Source organism: Arthrobacter sp. zg-Y1219, assembly GCF_030125545.1.
Lineage (GTDB): Bacteria > Actinomycetota > Actinomycetes > Actinomycetales > Micrococcaceae > Arthrobacter_B.
In genome coordinates, this window is sequence record NZ_JASKLY010000013.1 from 383,462 (window position 1) to 402,225 (window position 18,764).

The 18,764-nt window shown below is 68.0% G+C and carries 19 protein-coding genes and 1 pseudogene; 13 read left to right on the forward strand and 7 right to left on the reverse strand.

Translation table 11 applies throughout. From position 1 onward, the window contains the following. Window positions 1-273: 273 nt before the first annotated feature. The gene (locus QNO00_RS11035) at window positions 274-468 is read right to left on the reverse strand and encodes a hypothetical protein (protein WP_284024545.1); all 195 of its coding nucleotides are present in this window, start codon (window positions 466-468) and stop codon (window positions 274-276) included. Here QNO00_RS11035 and uraD point away from each other — a divergent pair. The 7 genes and pseudogenes from uraD to QNO00_RS11065 all read left to right on the forward strand — a co-directional run. Beyond that, window positions 467-973 (forward strand): annotated as a pseudogene (gene uraD / locus QNO00_RS17385) (2-oxo-4-hydroxy-4-carboxy-5-ureidoimidazoline decarboxylase); the annotation flags it as partial. The gene QNO00_RS11035 and the pseudogene uraD sit on opposite strands and share 2 nt — an antisense overlap. A 6-nt stretch (window positions 974-979) precedes the next feature. Next, entirely contained in the window at window positions 980-1,321 is a 342-nt protein-coding gene (gene uraH, locus QNO00_RS17390) for a hydroxyisourate hydrolase (RefSeq protein WP_229966675.1), read from the forward strand. 3 nt (window positions 1,322-1,324) lie between these two features. Beyond that, entirely contained in the window at window positions 1,325-2,389 is a 1,065-nt protein-coding gene (gene pucL, locus QNO00_RS11045; RefSeq protein WP_284024546.1) for a factor-independent urate hydroxylase, read from the forward strand. Then, entirely contained in the window at window positions 2,389-3,693 is a 1,305-nt protein-coding gene (locus QNO00_RS11050) for a DUF6986 family protein (protein WP_284024547.1), read from the forward strand. The genes pucL and QNO00_RS11050 overlap by 1 nt, the downstream gene beginning before the upstream one ends. Beyond that, window positions 3,694-4,554: a bifunctional allantoicase/(S)-ureidoglycine aminohydrolase gene (locus tag QNO00_RS11055; protein ID WP_284024548.1), complete on the forward strand. Its 861-nt coding sequence runs from the start codon at window positions 3,694-3,696 to the stop codon at window positions 4,552-4,554. Continuing rightward, window positions 4,554-5,903: an allantoinase AllB gene (gene allB, locus QNO00_RS11060; RefSeq protein ID WP_284024589.1), complete on the forward strand. Its 1,350-nt coding sequence runs from the start codon at window positions 4,554-4,556 to the stop codon at window positions 5,901-5,903. Before QNO00_RS11055 ends, allB begins: the two co-directional genes overlap by 1 nt. A 118-nt stretch (window positions 5,904-6,021) precedes the next feature. Continuing rightward, window positions 6,022-6,867, forward strand: coding sequence for an HpcH/HpaI aldolase/citrate lyase family protein (locus tag QNO00_RS11065; RefSeq protein ID WP_229966313.1), 846 nt, complete (start codon window positions 6,022-6,024; stop codon window positions 6,865-6,867). Here the strand turns inward: QNO00_RS11065 and QNO00_RS11070 are convergent. From QNO00_RS11070 to QNO00_RS11080, 3 genes are read right to left on the reverse strand one after another with little or no spacing between them, the layout of a single operon-like run. After that, complete coding sequence (locus QNO00_RS11070) at window positions 6,864-7,445, reverse strand: dienelactone hydrolase family protein (protein WP_284024549.1); 582 nt, start codon at window positions 7,443-7,445, stop codon at window positions 6,864-6,866. The two genes, QNO00_RS11065 and QNO00_RS11070, sit on opposite strands and share 4 nt — an antisense overlap. 9 nt (window positions 7,446-7,454) lie before the next feature. Then, window positions 7,455-7,922 carry a ribonuclease E activity regulator RraA gene (gene rraA, locus QNO00_RS11075; protein ID WP_284024550.1) on the reverse strand — a complete coding sequence of 156 codons (468 nt, stop codon included), beginning with the start codon at window positions 7,920-7,922 and terminating at the stop codon, window positions 7,455-7,457. 22 nt (window positions 7,923-7,944) lie between these two features. Next, the gene (locus tag QNO00_RS11080; protein ID WP_229966310.1) at window positions 7,945-8,517 is read right to left on the reverse strand and encodes a TetR/AcrR family transcriptional regulator; all 573 of its coding nucleotides are present in this window, start codon (window positions 8,515-8,517) and stop codon (window positions 7,945-7,947) included. A gap of 122 nt (window positions 8,518-8,639) precedes the next feature. On the opposite strand from QNO00_RS11080, the gene QNO00_RS11085 reads away from it, so the two are divergent. Continuing rightward, window positions 8,640-10,166: an MFS transporter gene (locus QNO00_RS11085; RefSeq protein ID WP_284024551.1), complete on the forward strand. Its 1,527-nt coding sequence runs from the start codon at window positions 8,640-8,642 to the stop codon at window positions 10,164-10,166. 10 nt (window positions 10,167-10,176) lie between these two features. Here the strand turns inward: QNO00_RS11085 and QNO00_RS11090 are convergent, their stop codons facing one another. Continuing rightward, window positions 10,177-10,623, reverse strand: coding sequence for a universal stress protein (locus tag QNO00_RS11090; RefSeq protein ID WP_284024552.1), 447 nt, complete (start codon window positions 10,621-10,623; stop codon window positions 10,177-10,179). Between the two features lie 169 nt (window positions 10,624-10,792). Between QNO00_RS11090 and QNO00_RS11095 the strand changes: the two genes are divergently transcribed. After that, window positions 10,793-11,962: a multidrug effflux MFS transporter gene (locus QNO00_RS11095; RefSeq protein ID WP_284024553.1), complete on the forward strand. Its 1,170-nt coding sequence runs from the start codon at window positions 10,793-10,795 to the stop codon at window positions 11,960-11,962. Between the two features lie 255 nt (window positions 11,963-12,217). Next, window positions 12,218-13,126 carry an SDR family oxidoreductase gene (locus QNO00_RS11100; RefSeq protein ID WP_284024554.1) on the forward strand — a complete coding sequence of 303 codons (909 nt, stop codon included), beginning with the start codon at window positions 12,218-12,220 and terminating at the stop codon, window positions 13,124-13,126. Between the two features lie 103 nt (window positions 13,127-13,229). On the opposite strand, the gene QNO00_RS11105 is transcribed toward QNO00_RS11100, so the two are convergent. After that, window positions 13,230-14,222, reverse strand: a complete 993-nt coding sequence (locus QNO00_RS11105) for a hypothetical protein (RefSeq protein ID WP_284024555.1) — start codon at window positions 14,220-14,222, stop codon at window positions 13,230-13,232. Window positions 14,223-14,404: 182 nt separating this feature from the next. Here QNO00_RS11105 and QNO00_RS11110 point away from each other — a divergent pair, with 182 nt between their 5' ends. Next, window positions 14,405-14,905, forward strand: a complete 501-nt coding sequence (locus tag QNO00_RS11110) for a DUF456 domain-containing protein (RefSeq protein WP_229966304.1) — start codon at window positions 14,405-14,407, stop codon at window positions 14,903-14,905. A 19-nt stretch (window positions 14,906-14,924) separates the two neighbouring features. Here the strand turns inward: QNO00_RS11110 and QNO00_RS11115 are convergent, their stop codons facing one another. Next, on the reverse strand, window positions 14,925-16,391 hold the full coding sequence (locus QNO00_RS11115) for a S10 family peptidase (RefSeq protein WP_284024556.1): 1,467 nt from the start codon (window positions 16,389-16,391) through the stop codon (window positions 14,925-14,927). Between the two features lie 138 nt (window positions 16,392-16,529). On the opposite strand from QNO00_RS11115, the gene QNO00_RS11120 reads away from it, so the two are divergent. Beyond that, window positions 16,530-17,690 carry an acyl-CoA dehydrogenase family protein gene (locus tag QNO00_RS11120; RefSeq protein ID WP_284024557.1) on the forward strand — a complete coding sequence of 387 codons (1,161 nt, stop codon included), beginning with the start codon at window positions 16,530-16,532 and terminating at the stop codon, window positions 17,688-17,690. Between the two features lie 152 nt (window positions 17,691-17,842). Further along, window positions 17,843-18,724: a manganese catalase gene (locus QNO00_RS11125; protein ID WP_229966301.1), complete on the forward strand. Its 882-nt coding sequence runs from the start codon at window positions 17,843-17,845 to the stop codon at window positions 18,722-18,724. Window positions 18,725-18,764: the final 40 nt, after the last annotated feature.

The window sequence follows — 18,764 nt, forward strand, 5'->3', positions numbered from 1 at the left end:
TGGAGTTTACGGCTGCGAATTGCCGCCTCGATCGGTAAGAATGCTATTTCTCATTCGACCAAAAATATCCTCGAGTGCCGTAATGGCTCCGGTAATTTCACGGAAGCGTACCACGCTGATCCGCCGCGCGGGATCCCCTGCCGCCGGGATCGCTTTGCCCGCCGCACCGGCGAGCGGGCGGCCATTGGACGGGCGGTGGCAGTGCGGGCGGCTCGACCGGGGGCAGCTGTGTGGGACTTTTCCGCCGCCAATTAACCCACGGGCAGCGGGAATTTAACGCGCAGGAAACAGCGTGACGTTTTGTTCCGGCGCCACTGCCGGTTCCTTGACAGGTGCAGTTCTGGCCCCCAAACTGGCCGAAATAACAATTGCGTTGCCGGAAAACATCGAATCAAGTCGGCGAGTCCGATGGTCAAGGGTGTTCAGCGCCGGCAGCGGCGGAATGCCTACCTGAAAGCTGACACCCATGGCAGCAGATTCCTCCGAAGACTTCCTCACAGCGTTCAACGCGGCGCCGGCTGCGGACGCGGAAGCCATGCTGCGCCCCTGCGTGGACATTCCCCGCTGGAGCAGCGAAATCGCAGCGGCCCGGCCCTTCGCCACCCCCGGGGAGCTGCTGAGTTTCGCCGAGCTCGCTGCCCCCGACTGGACCGAAGCCGAAATTGACGCCGCGCTGGCGCATCATCCGCGGATTGGCGAGCGCCCGGCCGGCAACGGTGCCGAGGCCGGGTTCTCCCGCGGCGAGCAGGCGTCGGTCCCGGGCCTCGACGGCGCCCAGGACCGGCTGCTGGCCGGCAACCGCGCCTATGAAGAGAAATTCGGGCGGATCTTCCTCATCCGCGCCGCCGGCCGGACCGCCGAGGAGATTCTGGCTTCCCTCCAGGAGCGGCTCGGGAACACTTCAGCCGAAGAAATCCCCGTCATCGCCGCCCAGCTGCGCGACATCGCCATCCTCCGACTCGAAGGATTGCTGAGCTCCATGACCCGCAGCCGCATCACCACCCACGTCCTGGACACCGGAACCGGCAAGCCCGCCGCCGGCGTCGCGGCCTCCCTCTGGTCCCACGGCGACGGCGGCTGGAACCGGATCGGAGCGGGAACCACTGACGGGGACGGCAGGATCGGCAGCCTCGGCCCCGAGGCGCTCGAACCGGGAACCTACCGCATCGACTTTGCCACCGGCGACTACTTTGCCGCCGCGGGAACGAACACCTTTTTCCCCAGCGTTTCCCTTGTTTTCAGCCTGACCGACCCGGCCCAGCACTACCATGTACCGCTGCTGCTGAGCCCTTTCGCCTACTCCACCTACCGAGGAAGCTGAACCATGACAGAAGCGACGCACGCCCCGACAGGGGACAGCACGGGGGACATCACCGGGAACAGCTTGGGTAACACCTTGGGGGACACCTTGGACGGCAACCCGCCTGACGGCAATCCCCGGGCCGGCAACCCGCCTGACGGCAATCCTCAGGACGGCAATCCGGGCGCCGGCTCCGGACCGAAGATTGTCCTGGGCCGCAACCAGTACGGCAAGGCCGAGGTCCGGCTGGTCAAGGTCAGCCGCGACACGGCCCGGCACCATTTGGAGGACCTCAGCATCACCTCCCAGCTGCACGGTGATTTCGAGGCCGCCCACACCCAGGGAAACAACTCACGGGTGGTGGCCACCGACACGCAGAAAAACACCATCTATGCCTTCGCCCGCGACGGCGTGGGCTCGCCCGAAGAGTTCCTGATGCGGCTGGCCCGGCATTTCACCTCCGGCTTCGACTGGGTCACCGGCGGGCGCTGGGCGGCGGAGCAGTACTTCTGGAACCGGATCAACAACCACGACCATGCCTTCGCCAAGGACAAGTCGGAAGTCCGCACCGCGGTGCTGCTTTCGGTCGGGGGACAGCTGCACCTGGTTTCCGGCATCAGCGGCCTGACCGTCCTGAAATCCACCGGCTCCGAGTTCCACGGCTTCCCGCGGGACCGCTTCACCACCCTCGCGGAGACCACCGACCGCGTCCTCGCCACCGACGTCACGGCGAAGTGGCGCTACGCCGCGGGCACCGGATCCGGCGTCGCGGACTTCAACACGACCTACGCCTCGGTGCGGAACCTGCTGCTGGAAGCCTTCGCGAACACCCACTCGCTGGCCCTGCAGCAGACCATGTTCGAAATGGGCAGGGCGGTGCTTGAAGCCCATCCGGAGATCGAGGAGGTCCGGCTGTCCCTGCCGAACAACCACCACTTCCTGGTGGATCTGGCTCCCTTCGGCCTGGACAATCCCCAAGAGGTCTTTTTTGCCGCTGACCGGCCCTACGGGCTGATCGAGGCATCGGTCCTGCGCGAAGGCGCCCGGCAGGATTCCCCGATCTGGGACACCATCGGCGGATTCTGTTGATGATTCACAGCTCCGGCTCCCAGCCGTCCCCCGTTCTGGGGGACGAGCACCTGCTCCGCCTGGACGCCGCCCTGGCGGACACCGACCGGCTGCTGGCCGCCGCGTATCCCGGCGACGCCGGCACCCGGCAGCCGGTGCACACCGTCTACCTGCCCGCCGACCGCTGCCGGCCCGGCCTGCCCTCCGACTGGGGCACGGCCGGTCTGGCGGCGGCGAACGACGACGGCGGGCTGCCGGCACTGGCTGCCCTGATCGGCCTGGGCGCCGACCTCGCGGCCGCCGTCGTGCCCCTGGTGGAAGCAAAGCTGCACACCGAACCCGTTGAAGACCTGCGCCTGGACTTCGAGGACGGCTACGGCCTGCGGCCGGAGGCGGAGGAGGACGCCGACGCCGTTTCCGCCGCCGCCGCCGTGGCCGGGGCCATGCGCGCCGGAACCGCTCCGCCGTTTGTTGGCATCCGGTTCAAATCCTTCGAAGCGGCCACCCGCGCCCGCGGGGTGCGGACCCTGGACCTGTTCCTGGCCGGGCTGCTCGACGCCGGCCCGCTTCCCAATGGCCTGGTGCTGACCCTGCCCAAGGTCTCCACCGTGGACCAGGTGGAGGCCATGGCCTACACCTGCGAACGGTTGGAGGAAGCGCACGGGCTTCCCCCCGGGCGCCTGCGGTTTGAGGTGCAGGTGGAAACTCCGCAGCTGATTCTCGCCGCCAACGGCACCGTGCCGGTGGCGCCGCTGATCCACCGCGCCAAGGGCCGGGTTTCGGGCCTGCACTACGGCACCTACGACTACAGTGACGCCCTGCAGATCGCTCCCGCGCAGCAGTCCATGGAGCACCCGGCCGCCGATTACGCCAAGGCAGTGCTGCAGGTGGCAGCGGCGGGCACCGGCGTCCGGCTCTCCGACGGGTCCACGAACATCCTGCCCCTGGGCAGCCCGGCAGAGGTCCGCTCGGCCTGGCAGCTGCACGCCCGGCTGGTGCTCCGTTCCCTGGAACGCGGCTTCTATCAGGGCTGGGACCTGCATCCGGCCCAGCTGCCCACCCGCTACCTCGCCACCTACTCCTTCTATCGGAAGGGGTTCGACGACGCCGCCGCCCGCCTGTGCAACTACGTGCAGCAGCGCCCCGGCAGCGTGCTCGACGAACCGGCCACCGCCCGTGCGCTGGCCCGCTTTGTCCACCGCGGGCTGCTCTGCGGAGCCCTGACCGGGGACGAGGTCGCCAGGGACACCGGCCTAAATGGTGCCGAACTGGCCGCCCTCGCCCATCCCCACGCCACTCCCGCTTCCACAGAGAAGGTCCGCTAAGTGAACACGCCCGATCGCGACGCCCCCCGCTACTACGCCCCCGATGCCGGGCTTCCGGCCCAGACCGAGCTGCTCACGTCACGCGCCGTGGTCACCGAGGCCTACACGGTGATCCCGCGCGGCGTGCTGCGTGACATCGTGGTCAGCGTGCTGCCCGGCTGGACCAACACCCGCACCTGGATCCTGAACCGCCCGGTGGCCGGCGGCGCCACCACCTTCGCCCAGTACCTGGTGGAAGTGGGTCCCGGCGGCGGCTCGAGCACCCCGGAGCCGGAACCGGGCGTGGTGGAATCCTTCGTGTTTGTGCTCGAAGGGGAGCTGGATATATCCCTTGACGGCCTGGACTTTCCGGAGCACCGGGAGCACCGGCTGGCCCCCGGCGGATTCGCCTACCTGCCCCCGCAGGCCCGCTGGGAGGTTTCCAACGGCGGCGGGGCGCCCGCAAAGTTCCAGTGGATCCGCAAGGCCCACCAGCCGCTGGCCGGGCACTCTCCGGCACCGGTGTTCGGCAACGAAGCGGACCTTGAACCGGCGGCGATGCCCGGCACCGACAACAAATGGCGGACCACCCGGATGATCCCGGTGGACGACATCGCCTACGACATGCACGTGAACGTGGTGACCTTCGAGCCCGGTGCGGTGATTCCCTTCGCTGAAACCCATGTCATGGAACACGGGCTCTACGTGCTCGAGGGCAAGGCCGTTTATCGGCTCAACCAGGACTGGGTGGAGGTGCAGGAGGGCGACTACATGTCACTGCGCGCCTTCTGCCCGCAGGCCTGCTACGCCGGCGGGCCCTCCAACTTCCGCTACCTGCTCTACAAGGACGTCAACCGCCAGGTCCTGCTCGGGGGCAAATGATGGGCACCGAAGCGCACCGCCATGACCTGGTGATCCGGGGCGGTGCCGTCCTCACCCCGGCGGGCCTCCGCGCGGCCGAGGTGGGCATCCGCGGCGGCGTGATCACCGCCGTCGAGCCCCTGGGCGCCGGGCTCGACGGCGACCGGCTGATCAAACTGGCCGACGACGAAACCCTGCTTCCGGGCCTGGTGGACACCCACGTCCATGTGAATGAGCCGGGACGCACCGAATGGGAGGGTTTCAACTCCGCCACCCGCGCCGCGGCGGCCGGCGGCGTCACCACCCTGATCGACATGCCGCTGAACAGCATCCCGCCCACCGTGAGCGTCGCGGCACTGGAAGCCAAGCAGGCCTGCGCCGCGCCGCAGGCGTTCGTGGACGTCGGTTTCTGGGGCGGCGCGGTGCCGGGCAACACGGCGGACCTGCGGCCCCTGCACGAGGCCGGCGTGTTCGGCTTCAAGTGCTTCCTGGTCTCCTCCGGAGTGGACGAATTTCCGCACCTTTCCCCGGCAGAGATGGAAACGGACCTGGCCGAGCTGAAGACCTTCGACGGGCTGCTGATCGTGCACGCCGAAAACCCCGACGTCATCGGTGCCGCTCCCGAAGCCGCCGGCCCACGGTACGCCGGGTTCCTCGCCTCCCGGCCGCGCGCCGCCGAGGACACCGCCGTGGGCCAGGTGATCGCGGCGGCCCGGCGCACCGGTGCCCGCGCACACATCCTGCACCTGTCCTCAGCCGACGCGCTGCCGCGGATCGCCCGCGCCAAGGCCGACGGCGTACGGCTCACCGCGGAAACCTGCCCGCACTACCTCACGCTCACCGCCGAGGAGATCCCCGACGGCGCCACCGCCTTCAAATGCTGCCCGCCGATCCGCGAGGAGGCGAACCGGGAGCTGCTCTGGCAGGGCCTGGCGGACGGGATCATCGACTGCATCGTCTCGGACCACTCGCCCAGCACCCCGGACCTGAAGGCCCTGGACAGCGGAAACTTCGGACTGGCCTGGGGCGGCGTCTCCTCCCTGCAGCTGGGGCTGTCGCTGATCTGGACCGAGGCCAAGACCCGCGGTGTCCCCCTCGAGCGGGTGCTGCACTGGATGTCAGCGGCGCCGGCACAACTGGCCGGCCTGCACCGCAAGGGCGCCATCACCCCGGGCCGTGATGCCGACTTGGCGGTGTTCGCGGCGGAGGACACTTTCACCGTGGACCCGGCGGCCCTGCAGCACAAGAACCCCGTCACCCCCTATGCCGGCAGGGAGCTCAGCGGGGTCGTCCGCCGCACCATCCTGGCCGGGGCCGACGTCGACTGCCTGGTTCCGCGCGGACGGCTGCTGCGGCGCGGGGAAGCCTAACCGCCGGCTCCCCGGGCGGGGCCGGCCGGCACCCCTGCCCGCACCGGAAAAGTGATGGTCGGCACAATCCAGCCGTGGCATTTAAGGGAACCGCCGCCGTGAAAGTAGTGTCTTATCCATGGCCCCCTTTCGAAACAGCCGCGCCGCGTCGCTGCCCGCAAAACTGTCCCGTTCCTGGCTCCTGGCATCGGCAGCCGACGAAGCGAACTTTGCGCCGGCGCTCGCGTCCGAGGCGGACTCCGTGGTGTTCGACATGGAAGACGCCGTCCCCGCGCCCGGCAAGGCCGAGGCCCGCGAACGAGTGGTCGAAGCACTGTCCACCGGCATGACCGCCTGGGTGCGCGTCAACGGCATCGAAACCGATTACTGGGCCGATGACCTCGCGGCGCTGTCCAAGGCCCCCGGCCTGCGCGGCGTCATGCTCGCCATGACGGAAAAGCCCGAGCAGGTCACCCACACCGCGATGCGCCTGCAGGCCGGCACCCCGGTGCTCGCCCTGGTGGAATCCGCGCTGGGCATCGAGAATGCGACGGCGATCGCTTCCGCCCCCGGCACCTTCCGCCTGGCCTTCGGCGTGGGCGACTTCCGCCGCGACACCGGCGCCTCCGACGATCCCATGGCGCTGGCCTACGCCCGCTCCAAGCTGGTGGTCGCGTCCCGCGTCGGCCAGCTGCCCGGCCCGATCGACGGCCCCACGGTGGGCGCCCTCGGCGAGAAGCTGCTGGAGGCCTGCAAGGTCACCCAGTCCATGGGCATGACCGGCAAGCTCTGCCTGCTGCCCGACGCCGCCGACTTCATCAACCATGGCCTCTCGCCGAGCGAATCCGAGGTCCTCTGGGCCCACGAACTGCTTGAGGCGCACGCTGCCGGCGCCGTCGTGGGTGACGGTTCCTACCTGCCCCGACTGGCCCGCGCGCAGAAGATCTCCTCGCTGGCGGACTCCTACGGTCTCTGGAACGCCTAGCCCTCGATCCGGGATAAAAAGTCCAGCACCCGTGCCGTGAGTGCGGGTGCTGCCGTTTCGTCGTAGTCGTCCAGGCTGATGTCGGCGAACAGGTGTGAGCTGCCCGGATAGAGGAACAGCTCGGCGTCGTCCGCTGACTCCGCCAGGTTCACGGCCGCATCCAGGTCGCCTTCCTTCGTGAAGACGGGGTCCTCGTCCATGCCGTGGATCTGCACGGGCACGCCGTCGGGCCAGGAATCGGCAAAGACTCCGAGCGGGACGCAGCCGCTGATCAGCACCGCGCCGCGGGCGCCGGGCCGGGTCTGCGCCAGCCGCTGCGCGCACAGCACGCCCAGTGAAAATCCGAGGTAGACCATGCCGGGCGGAAACCGGCCGGCAATCCGGACCCCGGCCTCCTCGATCTCCTCAAGCCCGAGCTCCTGCGCATAGGCCAGGCCGGCGTCGAGCCCGGCAAACGTGCGGCCCTCGAACAGGTCCGGAACGGTAACGGTGTGCCCGGCCTCCCGCAGCACGTCGGCAAAGGCATCCATGCCGGGAGTCAGGCCCTGGGCATGATGGAACAGCAGGACATTGGCCACGGCAACTCCTTAGCGTTCGACGAGGATGCCGTCGGCGTCGGCGTACAGCACGGCGCCGGGGCGGAACGCAACGCCGCCAAACGTCACCGTGACGTCCACTTCACCCGCGGATTCCTTGGCACTCTTGCGCGGATTCGAGCCCAGTGCCTTCACGCCCAGCGGCAGCTTTGCCAGGGCGGCACGGTCCCGGATCGCGCCGTTGATGACGACGCCGGCCCAGCCGTTGGCCACGGCCGCCTCGGCGATCATGTCGCCCATGAGCGCGGTGTGCAGCGACCCGCCGCCGTCGACCACCAGCACCGCGCCGTCGCCGGGCGAGTTCAGGATGCTTTTGACCAGCCCGTTGTCCTCTTGACAGCGAATGGTGCGGACCGGGCCGCTGAACCCCGGGCTGCCGCCCAGGTCCTGGAACTGCAGGGGCACTGACGCCAGGTTCTCGCCGTGTTCGTCGTAGAGGTCTGCTGTGCTGATTTCCATGGCACCTACTGTGGCACAGGGCTCAGCGGGAGTGCTGGAGGGACGCCGCATGGGCCTTCAGGACTTCCACGACCTCGAGCAGTTCGGCCACCGATTCGGTGGTGGCGGCGCCTTTCTCCCGGGGCCAGCCCCCGGCCAGCCCCTCGTTGTAATACAGGCCGTCCCCGAGCAGCAGGATGGCGCGGGCGATGGCCGGGTTGCCGACCTCCTCGAGGATCAGCTGCATCCAGTTGCGGTGAATCCGCTCCAGCATGGCCGATGCCTCCGGGTCCGAGGCCTGCGCCAGCCGGACGACGCCGATCAAGGCGCGGTCCAGGGCGCTGTCCACGTAGACGGATTCCCGCACCAGGTACCGGGACGGGCCCTCGGGGTCGGTGCCCATGGCCTCAATGTCAGCGGCGGCCAGTTCCTCGAGGCGGGCGATCAGGGCAGCGGCCAGGGCTTCCTTGTTCTTGAAGTGATAGAGCAGGCCGCCCTTGGAGACACCGGCCAGCGCAACGACGGCGTCCATGGTGGCGCCGCGGGGACCTTCATTGATCAGCAACTCCTCATAGGCGGAGAGGATGCGGTCCCGGGTGGAAATGTGCTCAGGCATACGTTTACGCTACGCCATCCGATGCTGTACAGTCTAGACGGTACAGTAGCCGGCCGGTGAGTCCTGCCGGCGCTGCCACCACCCCTCCACTTTCCCCTGACAAACCTGCGAAGGAGACAGCTGTGCCCGCGGTACAGGAAGCATCCCCCATTCAACGAGCCGGACGGCGTGAATGGCTGGGTCTGGCAGTGCTGATGCTGCCGGTGCTGCTGATTTCCGTCGACAACACGGTCCTGAGCTTCGCCATCCCGTCGCTGTCCCGCGCGCTCGCGCCCACGGGCACCGAACTGCTGTGGATCGTGGACATCTACGCCCTGGTCCTCGCCGGCCTGCTGGTGCCCATGGGCGCCCTCGGTGACCGGATTGGCCGCCGCCGGCTGCTGCTGATCGGCGGCGCCGGTTTCGGGCTGGTTTCCGCTGCCGCCGCCTTCGTGCCCTCCGCCGAGGCCCTGATCGGTGCCCGCGCGCTGCTGGGACTCTTCGGTGCCATGCTGATGCCGGCCACGCTGTCCCTGATCCGGAACATCTTCACCGTTCCGTCCCAGCGGCGGATTGCCATTGCCGTCTGGGCGGCCGGATTCTCCGGCGGCGCCGCGCTGGGCCCCATCGTCGGCGGACTGCTGCTGGAACACTTCTGGTGGGGATCGGTGTTCCTGCTCTCCGTGCCGGTGCTCATTCCGCTGCTGGTCCTCGGCCCGATCCTGCTGCCCGAATCCCGCGACCCCCACCCGGGGCCGGTGGACCTGTGGAGCGTGCTGCTGGTCATGGCTGCCATGTTCCCGGTCGTGTACGGCATCAAGGCGATCTCGACGTCGGGAGTCGGCGTCGAGTCACTGCTGCCGATCGCCGTCGGGCTGATGTTTGGCGTGCTCTTCGTCCGCCGCCAGCTGCGCCGCCTGCATCCCATGCTGGATGTGCGGCTTTTCCGCAACCCCACCTTCAGCGGCTCGATCGGCGCCAATCTGCTCAGTGTCTTCTCGCTGGTCGGGTTCATCTTCTTCCTCTCCCAGCACCTGCAGCTGGTCCTGGAGAAGTCTCCGCAGCAGGCGGGGCTGATCATGCTGCCGGGCCTGCTGCTGACCATCATCGCCGGACTGGCCGTGGTGCGGGTGGTCCGGCATATCCGCCCGGGCTACATCATTGCCGGCGGACTGCTCCTGAACGCCGTCGGCTACACCATCATCCTGGCCGCCGGAGGCGACGGCGGCGTCGGCGGACTAATGGTTGCCTTTATGGTCCTGGGGCTTGGCGTGGGTGCTGCGGAGACCATTTCCAATGACCTGATTCTGTCCTCCGTGCCGCCCACCAAGGCCGGAGCGGCCTCGGCAATCTCCGAGACCGCCTACGAGGTGGGTGCGGTTCTGGGCACCGCGGTCCTGGGCAGCATCCTGACCGCGGGTTACCGGAACGGGGTTGTGCTGCCCGGGGGGCTGGCCCCCGCCGACGCCGCTGCAGCCTCCGAAACCCTCGGCGGCGCCGTCGAGGCAGCCCAGCGGCTGCCCGAGGGTTCGGCATCCGCGCTGCTGGAATCAGCCCGTGCGGCCTTCGACTCCGGCGTCACCACCACCTCCCTGATCGGCGTGGTCCTGATGCTGGTTGCCTCCGCCGGGGCCGTCGTGATGCTGCGCCGGGCTACCGCCGACAGCTAGCTCACTGCTGCTAACCGGACTCGCCGCGGTGCACGATGAGCACCGGGCAGAGGGCATGGGCCGCCAGCACCGAACTGACGGAGCCCAGCAGCAGCCCGGCAAAACCACCGTGGCCACGGTTTCCAACCACCAGCATCTCCGCGCCCCGGCTGGCTTCTATCAGCAGCAGCACCGGACTTCCCGCCAAAGGCGTCTTCACCAGGTCCTTCGGAACGTCGGTCCCGAAGGCATCCGCCAGCGCCTGATTGAGCACCTGTTCGGCCTCCACCTGCGGAGACCAGGTATCGGAGGCGACGGGAGCAGTCAGTGAAACGCTGGTTCCCCAGACGGTGACCACCTGGAGCGGGTTATCCAGCACGGCGGCCAGCCGGCGGGCCTTCCACAGCGCTTCAAGGGAGAGCTTGGAACCATCGACTCCCACGACAATGGGCTTGCGGTCCTCATCATTTGTGCTCATTGCCTGTCCGTTCCTTCCGCGGGGCATTTCATCCAGGGCGCGACGGAGGCAGCTTCCCGTCGTGCTCCCTCCATCGTCCGCTCATCCATCCCCGCGATAAAGGCCGGGGGAGGGTGGCCGTAGCATCGTGCATATGTTTCGTGCTCATCGCCGCAGACCGGCCACCGCCATGACAACAGGCCTGCTGCTGGTCTTGGCCCTGCTTTCGGCCACGGGCCCCTTCGCGACGGACCTCTATCTCCCGTCCTTTCCGGTCATGACCGATGAGCTTGGCGCGTCGGCCACCGGAGTCCAGTTGACGCTCACCGCGTTCCTGCTCGGCATGGGAGCCGGCCAGCTGTTTTTCGGTCCGCTGTCGGACCGGTACGGCCGCTTCCGCCCCCTCCTGCTGGGCTCGGCAGGCTTTGTCGTGGCCTCCGCAATCTGCGCCCTGGCATCCACGCTGGCTGTCCTCATCGCCGGACGGCTGCTCCAGGGCCTGTGCGCTTCGGCCGGTGTGGTCATCGCGCGCGCCATGGTCGCCGACCTCACCACGGGCGCGACGTCGGCCCGCACCTTCAGCCTGCTCATGACCATTGGCGGGGTGGCGCCGGTCGTGGCTCCGACGGTGGGCGGGCTCCTGGCGGAATCCCTGGGCTGGCGCGGCGTGCTCTGGGTGCTGGCTGGGCTCGCCCTCGTCATGTTCGCCTGCGTGGTGTTTGTGCTTTCCGAAACCCAGCCCCCCGGCCACCGCAGCAGCGGACCGGTGCTGGCCGGTGTTTCCGCGGTGCTGCGCAACCGGAAATTCCTGGGTTACGCCGTCCTGTTTGCCAGCACCTTCGGCGTGCTCATGAGCTACATTTCGGCCTCCCCGTTTGTCTATCAGAACCTGATGGGACTCTCGGCATCCGCTTACGGGATAGTGTTCGGCATCAATGCCATGGGGCTGGTGTCCGCCGGGTTCGTCTCTGCCCGGCTGGCCCGGCGCGTACCGCCGCGGACGACCGTTACCGCCGCAGTTGCCGTCCTGCTCGGCATGTCGCTGGCGGTGCTGGCGCTGGCGGTTTTCGCGGCACCGCCCCTGCTGCTGGCCGTGCCCATCTTTTTCGCGGCCAGCTCGGTGGGCTTCGTCATGGGCAACACCACGGCCCTGGCCCTGGCCGAAGTTGGACTCGCCGCCGGAAGCGGATCTGCGGTTCTGGGCGGGGGACAGTTCCTCGTCGGAGCCCTGGTTTCGCCGCTGACGGGATTGGCGGGCGCGGAATCGGCGCTGCCGCTGGCGGTGATCATGAGTGTTTCCGCGCTCTTCGCAGCAGCGGCGCTGGCCGCCACCCGCACGCGGCACCCGGCGGCTGGGTAGACTCGTAGGCCTATGCGAACCATGAATAAGTACCGAACCGTCATTGTCTGGCTCTTGATTATCGCGCTGCTGGGCAGCGTCAGCGTGGGCTTCCTCAACATGCTGTTCTAAGCCCGGTGAGGGTGGAACTTGAGCCGGGAAGTCCAATCGGTCTAGGATACTAAGCATACTTACGCTTACTTCGGCGGCGGTGGAACGTCCGCTGCGGAAGACGCGTACCGCATGCAGAATGACCTACCGAAAGTGGGAAACTCTATGACCAACGGCAGCTCGAACGACCAGTACACCTTCCAGAACCCGGTGGACCGCTTCCCGGTGATCACTCCGCCGAAGCAGGACCAGTCCGAGCCCGGCCTGGATGCCGACCTGGAGCCGAAGACGGACCGCGGCGAGGAGTCCTACCGCGGCACCGGACGGCTGGAAGGCCGCAAGGCCCTCATTACCGGTGCCGACTCCGGCATCGGCGCGGCAGTGGCCATTGCGTACGCCAGGGAAGGCGCCGACGTCGCGCTGGCTTACCTGCCCGAGGAAGAGGAAGACGCGCGGGAAATCGTCCGCCTCGTCGAGGCCGCCGGCCGCAAGGCCGTGGCGCTGCCCGGCGACGTGCGCGACGCCGCCTACTGTGCCCAGTTGGTGACGGATGCCGTCGAGGCCCTGGGCGGGCTCGACATCCTGGTGAACAACGCGGGCAAGCAGGTTGCCGTGGACAACCTTGAAGACCTCTCCGACGAGCAGCTGGATGACACGTTCAAGACGAACATCTACGCGTTCTTCCGCATTACGAAGGCTGCCCTGCCGCACCTGCCGGCCGGATCAAGCATCATCAACACCACCTCGATCCAGGCCTACAACCCCTCGCCGTTCCTGCTGGACTACGCCAGCACCAAGGCGGCCATCAACAACTTCACCAAGGGCCTGGCCCAGCAGCTGGCCCCCAAGGGCATCCGCGTCAACGCCGTGGCGCCGGGGCCGTTCTGGACGCCGCTGCAGGTATCCGACGGTCAGCCCAAGGACAAGCTGCCCGAGTTCGGCAAGGACACCCCGCTGGGCCGGGCCGGTCAGCCCACCGAGCTGGCTCCGGCCTACGTGTTCCTGGCGTCTCCCGAATCCAGCTATGTGATCGGTGAGACCCTGAACGTCAACGGCGGCACTCCCTCGCCGTAACGGGGCCGCTGGAACAAGCCCGGAACGCAGAACCGGCCCGCACCTTTCGAAGGTGCGGGCCGGTTCTGTCTTCCGGCGTTCTGTCTTCCGGAGTCAGGCTTTGCTAGCCGCGGGCGTCAGCGTCGCTGAAGTCGGCGCGGTCGATCCGGCGGTGGTAGCGCATGCCGGCCAGCCCGCCGATCAGGGCGCCAATAAGCGTGGCGGCCAGCGTGGCGGCGATCGCAATCCAGGTCACCGCAGTGGCTCCGTCAAGATCCTCGGGCAGCGGTGCGACGGTGTTCAGCTGGGTGATGCTGCGGATGTCGTCGCCGAAGATCAGTCCCAGCACCACCACAACCACTCCGGCGATCAGGGCCCACAGCCAGACCGCCAGGCCCTGCTTCAGGCCGTTGAAGCGGGCCATCCGGCCGGCCACGTAACCGCCGGCGCAGTACGCCAGCAGGAGGATAACCAGCAGGATGACGGTGCCGATGATCCCCGCGCTCTGGTTGGCCATCGCCTGGTCCAGGGACTGGCCGAGGTCATTGTCGGTGGAGAAGCCGACGGCGGCACCAATGGCGGCGGCCAGCGCCGACAGGAGGACCACCATGCCGGTGGCGGTCAGCCAGCCGAAGAAGGCAGCTCCGAACTTCATGCCGCCGAACCGCTCCTTCTCCAGTGCCAGCAGTGCCTCGCGGTTGGCTTTGCCCGGAAGGGCGGTGCGGCGGCCGGCGTCCCTGCTGTCTGCCGCCCGGTCGCTGTCCAGCCGGTCGCTGTCCAGCCGGTCGCTGTCCGGATGGGACCCGCCGGTGGCGTCATAGTCCGAGTTGGGGTCTTTGGTGGCGCTCAGGGGCATGGCCCGGGTGCGGCCGTCGTCGTCGCCCTGGTTCGGCTGCCCGGCCGACGGGTGCGCGGAAGCTCCCGCAGCGGTTGCCCCCGAGGCCGGAGAAGTCCCGGACGGATCCGTGCCGGCCGGCAGTACCTGCGTTTCGTCGGCCGCCGGGATCCGGCCGGAGCGATCCCGCAGCCGTCCGCCGTCGGGTGCCGTCGGGTTGCCGGCGTTTTCGGAGCCGTTGGCTGCTCCGGGTCGGCCGTTGTTGCCTGAGTCCGTGCTCATTTGTCTCTCCTGGTGCTGTTGGGTGCAGGGGTAACCGCTCTATAAGCAACCTTAGTATCGACTCGTGCGGCTTGGCGACTGCCGTGCCGAGCGTCTCGGATCAGGCTGGCTCCGCCCCCGGAGCCCGGCCGGCGGTGGAAGCTCCGGCGGGCGGAAGACCGGGCGGATGGAAGACTGAGGGGATGGACCCCGACATTGTCATCACCGTCATCGCTGCCCTGGCCATCGCCGTGGGGTTGACCGGAATCGTTATTCCGGTCCTGCCGGGCAGCATCCTGATTATCGCCGCACTGCTCGGCTGGGCCCTGGGGCTGCAGAGCACCGCCGCATGGTGGACGTTCGGCGTGGGCGCCGCACTGGCCCTGGCGGGCCTGCTTTCCAGCGCGGTGCTGACCGGCCGCCGCCTGAAGCAGCGCAAAGTTCCCAATACCTCAGTCCTGGCCGGGGTGGTGGCGGGCGTCGTGGGGATGTTCGTTATCCCCGTGGTGGGGCTGATCGTCGGGTTCGCCGCGGGGCTGCTGCTGAGCGAGTTCCTGCGCCGCCGCAGCCTGCCCGAGGCCTGGTCGGCCAGCTACGCGGCGCTGAAGGCGATGGGCCTGGGCATCCTGCTGGAACTGGCCCTGGCCTTTGCCGCCGGCACCGTCTTTGTCGGCGGCACCTGGTGGCACTTCGCCGCCAAGTAGGCGGCAAAGTTCCGCCGGCTCAGCGCGAACGCACGAACTCGCCCAGCGCCGCCAGCTGATCCAGCCGGCACTGCGGTTTCAGATACATCATGTGCCCGGCCTCGTGATAGTGATGCGAGAACCGTGCCCGTGCCGCATCATCCAGGCGCATGTGCGCCCAGACGTATTCGGCGGCGAAATGGGGCGTGGCGCCGTCGTGGTAGCCGTAGTCCACATGCACCCGCAGATGCGCGTTGTGGGCCAGGAGCCGTTCGAGGGTTTCGGTGACATCCACCGGTACCCCTTCGAAGCTCTTGTAGCTCCACGGCTGGACCCGGCCGGTGAGGATTTCGTACGGCAGATCGTTCTCGTAGCCCAGTTCCGCCCGCACATAGTGGTTTACGGCTGCCGCATAGGGTCCGTTGATGGCGCGCAGGCTGGGGTCATCCCAGTTGGCCGAATCCTGCTGGTGCGCCGGCGGAGCGGTGAAACGGCCGTCGATGCGCCCGACCACCAGATTCTCCTGCCGGAGCAGCTCGGCGGAGAACTGCGCGTAGTCCCAGCGCAGATTGGTGCGGCGGATGAACCCCGGGTCCAGGGTGGTGATTTCGGCCAGCCGGCCGACGACGTCGTCGAACGCTTCGGAGCTCAGCCGCGCGCCCTGCGTCAGGGCGTAGCCGTACTCCCGGCCGGCGTAGTCCTCTGCCTCGCGCACCACGTCGGGCAGCGTCCGGTTCCCGTGCCGGCCGTGGAAATGCGCTATCGCTGCGTAGGTGGGCAGGTGGAGCGCATACGGGGTGTCGCGGCCGGGCGCGAAATCCAGGGTGGCCATATTCAGCACGGTGGAGATCAGCCCCAGTCCGTTCACGGCCATGCCGTAGGCGTCGAACAGCCGGCCGGCGACGGCGACGGCGCGGAGCGTGCCGTATGACTCGCCCACCAGGTACTTGGGACTGAGCCAGCGGTTGTTGCGGGTGGTCCAGAGCCGGATGACTTCCGCCACCAGATCACGGTCCGCCTCGAAGCCGTGGAACTCCCCGGACTCGTTGCCGTCCACGACGCGCGAAAAGCCGGTGTTCACGGGATCGATCATCACCAGATCCGCATGCTGCAGCAGCGTTTCCGGGTTGTCCGTCAGCCCGAACGGGGGAGGGGTCAGCGATCCGGCGTCTCCGGAGTCCACCATCCGGGGCCCCAGCAGGCCCATGTGCAGCCAGACCGAGGAGGAGCCGGGGCCGCCGTTGAACGCGAAGACCACCGGCCTGCGGTTGGCCGCGGAATCCGCCTGATCTGCGGTGTAGGCCACGAGGAAAATCTCTGCCTTGGGCCGGAATCCGTCCGATTTTCCGTCCTTGGTCTCCTCCTGCCGCAGCACCATCCGCCCGGCGGTGGTTGTGTAGTCCAGGCCGGAGGGCAAGGTGTGGCTGCGGACAACAAAATCGTCGGTGGCCGCCTCGCCCGGGGAGGGCTGGTTGCCGGCGTCTTGGGGCTGATCGTCTTGGGGCATTGGAGCAGTCTAGCCACCCCGCCGGCAGGAACCCGGAACGGGTGGCCGGATTACGGGCCGGCGGACGCGGGGGCGGACGGCGCCTGCCGCACGGGCTAGGATTTCCGGGACGCCGCCCCTACCCGACAGGAAAACACCATGACGGACAGCCCCGACCTCCTGGACCTCGACTCCCTCCTCACCGCCGAGGAACGGGAACTGCGCGCCGGTGTGCGGTCCTTCGTCGATACCGCAATTCGGCCCAACATAGCCCGCTGGTATGACGCCGCCGAGTTTCCGCTGGACATCGTGCCGCAGATGGCCGAACTGGGACTGCTTGGCATGCATCTGCAGGGTTATGGCTGCCCCGGACGAAGCGCCGTCGAATACGGGCTGGCCGCGCTGGAGCTGGAGGCCGGCGATTCCGGGCTGCGCACCTTCGTCTCCGTGCAGGGATCCCTGGCGATGAGCGCCATCTTCAAACACGGTTCCGAGGAGCAGAAAAATGAATGGCTGCCGCGGATGGCCGCCGGAACCGCCATCGGCTGTTTTGCGCTCACCGAGCCCACCGCGGGATCCGATCCGGGGAACATGCTCACCCGTGCCCGGCGCGACGGCGACGACTGGATCCTCAACGGTTCCAAGCGCTGGATCGGTCTGGCCTCCGTGGCCGATGTGGCAGTGATCTGGGCAATGACGGACGACGGCGTCCGCGGCTTCGTGGTGCCCACCGACACCCCGGGCTTCACGGCCACGCCCATCACGCAGAAACTGTCGATGCGCGCCTCCATCCAATGCGACATCGAGATTACGGATCTTCGCCTGCCCGGGGACGCGATGCTGCCCAAGGCCAAGGGGCTGCGCGGGCCCTTCGAATGCCTCAACGAAGCGCGGTACGGGATCATCTGGGGCGCGATGGGCGCTGCCCGGGACAGCTACGAGGCCGCCCTGGGCTACGCGCAGGAACGCCTGCAGTTCGAGAAGCCCCTGGCCGGGTACCAGCTCACGCAGGAAAAACTGGTGAACATGGCGCTGGAGATCAGCAAGGGAACACTTCTGGCTCTGCAGATCGGGCGGTTGAAGGATGCGGGCCGGCTGCAGAAGCATCAGATTTCCGCCGGCAAATTGAACAATTGCCGCGAAGCGATCGCCATCTGCCGCGAAGCCCGGACGATCCTGGGCGGCAACGGCATCACGTTGGACTATTCCCCGCTTCGTCACGCCAACAACCTGGAATCCGTGCGCACGTACGAAGGTACCGACGAGGTCCACCTGCTGATCCTGGGCCAGCACCTTACGGGCATTCCGGCCTTCCGGTGATGCGCCGATTAACTGGAGGATGACAGGGGCAACCAGGCCGGCTGCTCTTCCGTGGGCGGTCATCCCGGATTAGTTTTGGCTGAAGTGCACCGGCTTGCCGGTCCCTCCCCAGAGACGCGGAACCGGGCGCTCCAACCCTCCCGGAGGTACAGATGTTTTTCCACAAGCAGGAGCTTCAGTTCAAATCCACGCCGGACCAGCCGGACGCCGTTTTTGCCCGCAAACTCCAGGAAGCCCTGGGCGGCCAGTACGGTGAGATCACCGTGGCCATGCAGTACGGGTTCCAGGGCTGGAACACGCATCTTCCCGGCAAATACCGTGATCTGCTGTTCGGCATCGGGGCGGAGGAAATGGGCCACGTGGAGATGCTGGCCATCATGATCGCCCAGCTGCTGGAAAAGGCGCCACTGGGCATCACCGACGACGCTGTGCAGAACGATCCCACGGTGGCGGCGGTGATCGGCGGCATGGATGTGCAGCACGCCATCGTGGCCGGTGCCGGCGCGCGGCCGGTGGACTCCAACGGCAACCCCTGGACGGGCGGCTACATTACCGCCAGCGGGAACCTGTTGGCGGACTTCACGTCCAACGCCAACATCGAAATGCAGGGCCGAATCGCCGTCGCCCGGCTTTACCACATGACCGATGACCACGGCGTGCGGGACCTGCTCTCGTTCCTGCTCGCCCGGGACACCATGCACCAGAATCAGTGGACCACCGCCGCCCTGGAGCTGCAGGCCGAGGGCCTGGAGCAGCTGCCGGTCCCGTCCAACTTCCCGCTGAGCAAGGAACACCGGGAGGTCTCCTACCAGTACCTGAACTTCTCCGACGGGCAGGCAGCGTCCCAGGGATCCTGGGCCTCCGGCCCGACACCGGACGGCCACGGCGAGTTCACCTACCACGACGGGCCGACGACGACGGCGCCCATGCCGCCGCCCACCCGGGTGGACGCCCGCTACTACGGAACCACGGACGTGCCGAACGTGGTCGAAAAGGCTGCGGGTGCCGCGCAGGACAAGATGAAGAAAGAGTAGCCGGAGCGGGCCTGCCTGCTGCGTGGTTTCGGCGGGCAGG

What these genes read in the sequence shown, in the direction of transcription:
- QNO00_RS11125 (WP_229966301.1), top strand. Translation starts at nt 17,843, where the DNA reads ATGTTTTTCCACAAGCAGGAGCTTCAGTTCAAATCCACGCCGGACCAG.
- rraA (WP_284024550.1), bottom strand. Translation starts at nt 7,922, where the DNA reads ATGGAAATCAGCACAGCAGACCTCTACGACGAACACGGCGAGAACCTG.
- uraH (WP_229966675.1), top strand. Translation starts at nt 980, where the DNA reads ATGACCCGCAGCCGCATCACCACCCACGTCCTGGACACCGGAACCGGC.
- QNO00_RS11095 (WP_284024553.1), top strand. Translation starts at nt 10,793, where the DNA reads ATGACAACAGGCCTGCTGCTGGTCTTGGCCCTGCTTTCGGCCACGGGC.
- QNO00_RS11035 (WP_284024545.1), bottom strand. Translation starts at nt 468, where the DNA reads ATGGGTGTCAGCTTTCAGGTAGGCATTCCGCCGCTGCCGGCGCTGAAC.
- QNO00_RS11065 (WP_229966313.1), top strand. Translation starts at nt 6,022, where the DNA reads ATGGCCCCCTTTCGAAACAGCCGCGCCGCGTCGCTGCCCGCAAAACTG.
- QNO00_RS11115 (WP_284024556.1), bottom strand. Translation starts at nt 16,391, where the DNA reads ATGCCCCAAGACGATCAGCCCCAAGACGCCGGCAACCAGCCCTCCCCG.
- QNO00_RS11090 (WP_284024552.1), bottom strand. Translation starts at nt 10,623, where the DNA reads ATGAGCACAAATGATGAGGACCGCAAGCCCATTGTCGTGGGAGTCGAT.
- QNO00_RS11080 (WP_229966310.1), bottom strand. Translation starts at nt 8,517, where the DNA reads ATGCCTGAGCACATTTCCACCCGGGACCGCATCCTCTCCGCCTATGAG.
- allB (WP_284024589.1), top strand. Translation starts at nt 4,554, where the DNA reads ATGGGCACCGAAGCGCACCGCCATGACCTGGTGATCCGGGGCGGTGCC.
- QNO00_RS11100 (WP_284024554.1), top strand. Translation starts at nt 12,218, where the DNA reads ATGACCAACGGCAGCTCGAACGACCAGTACACCTTCCAGAACCCGGTG.
- QNO00_RS11120 (WP_284024557.1), top strand. Translation starts at nt 16,530, where the DNA reads ATGACGGACAGCCCCGACCTCCTGGACCTCGACTCCCTCCTCACCGCC.
- pucL (WP_284024546.1), top strand. Translation starts at nt 1,325, where the DNA reads ATGACAGAAGCGACGCACGCCCCGACAGGGGACAGCACGGGGGACATC.
- QNO00_RS11050 (WP_284024547.1), top strand. Translation starts at nt 2,389, where the DNA reads ATGATTCACAGCTCCGGCTCCCAGCCGTCCCCCGTTCTGGGGGACGAG.
- QNO00_RS11105 (WP_284024555.1), bottom strand. Translation starts at nt 14,222, where the DNA reads ATGAGCACGGACTCAGGCAACAACGGCCGACCCGGAGCAGCCAACGGC.
- QNO00_RS11110 (WP_229966304.1), top strand. Translation starts at nt 14,405, where the DNA reads ATGGACCCCGACATTGTCATCACCGTCATCGCTGCCCTGGCCATCGCC.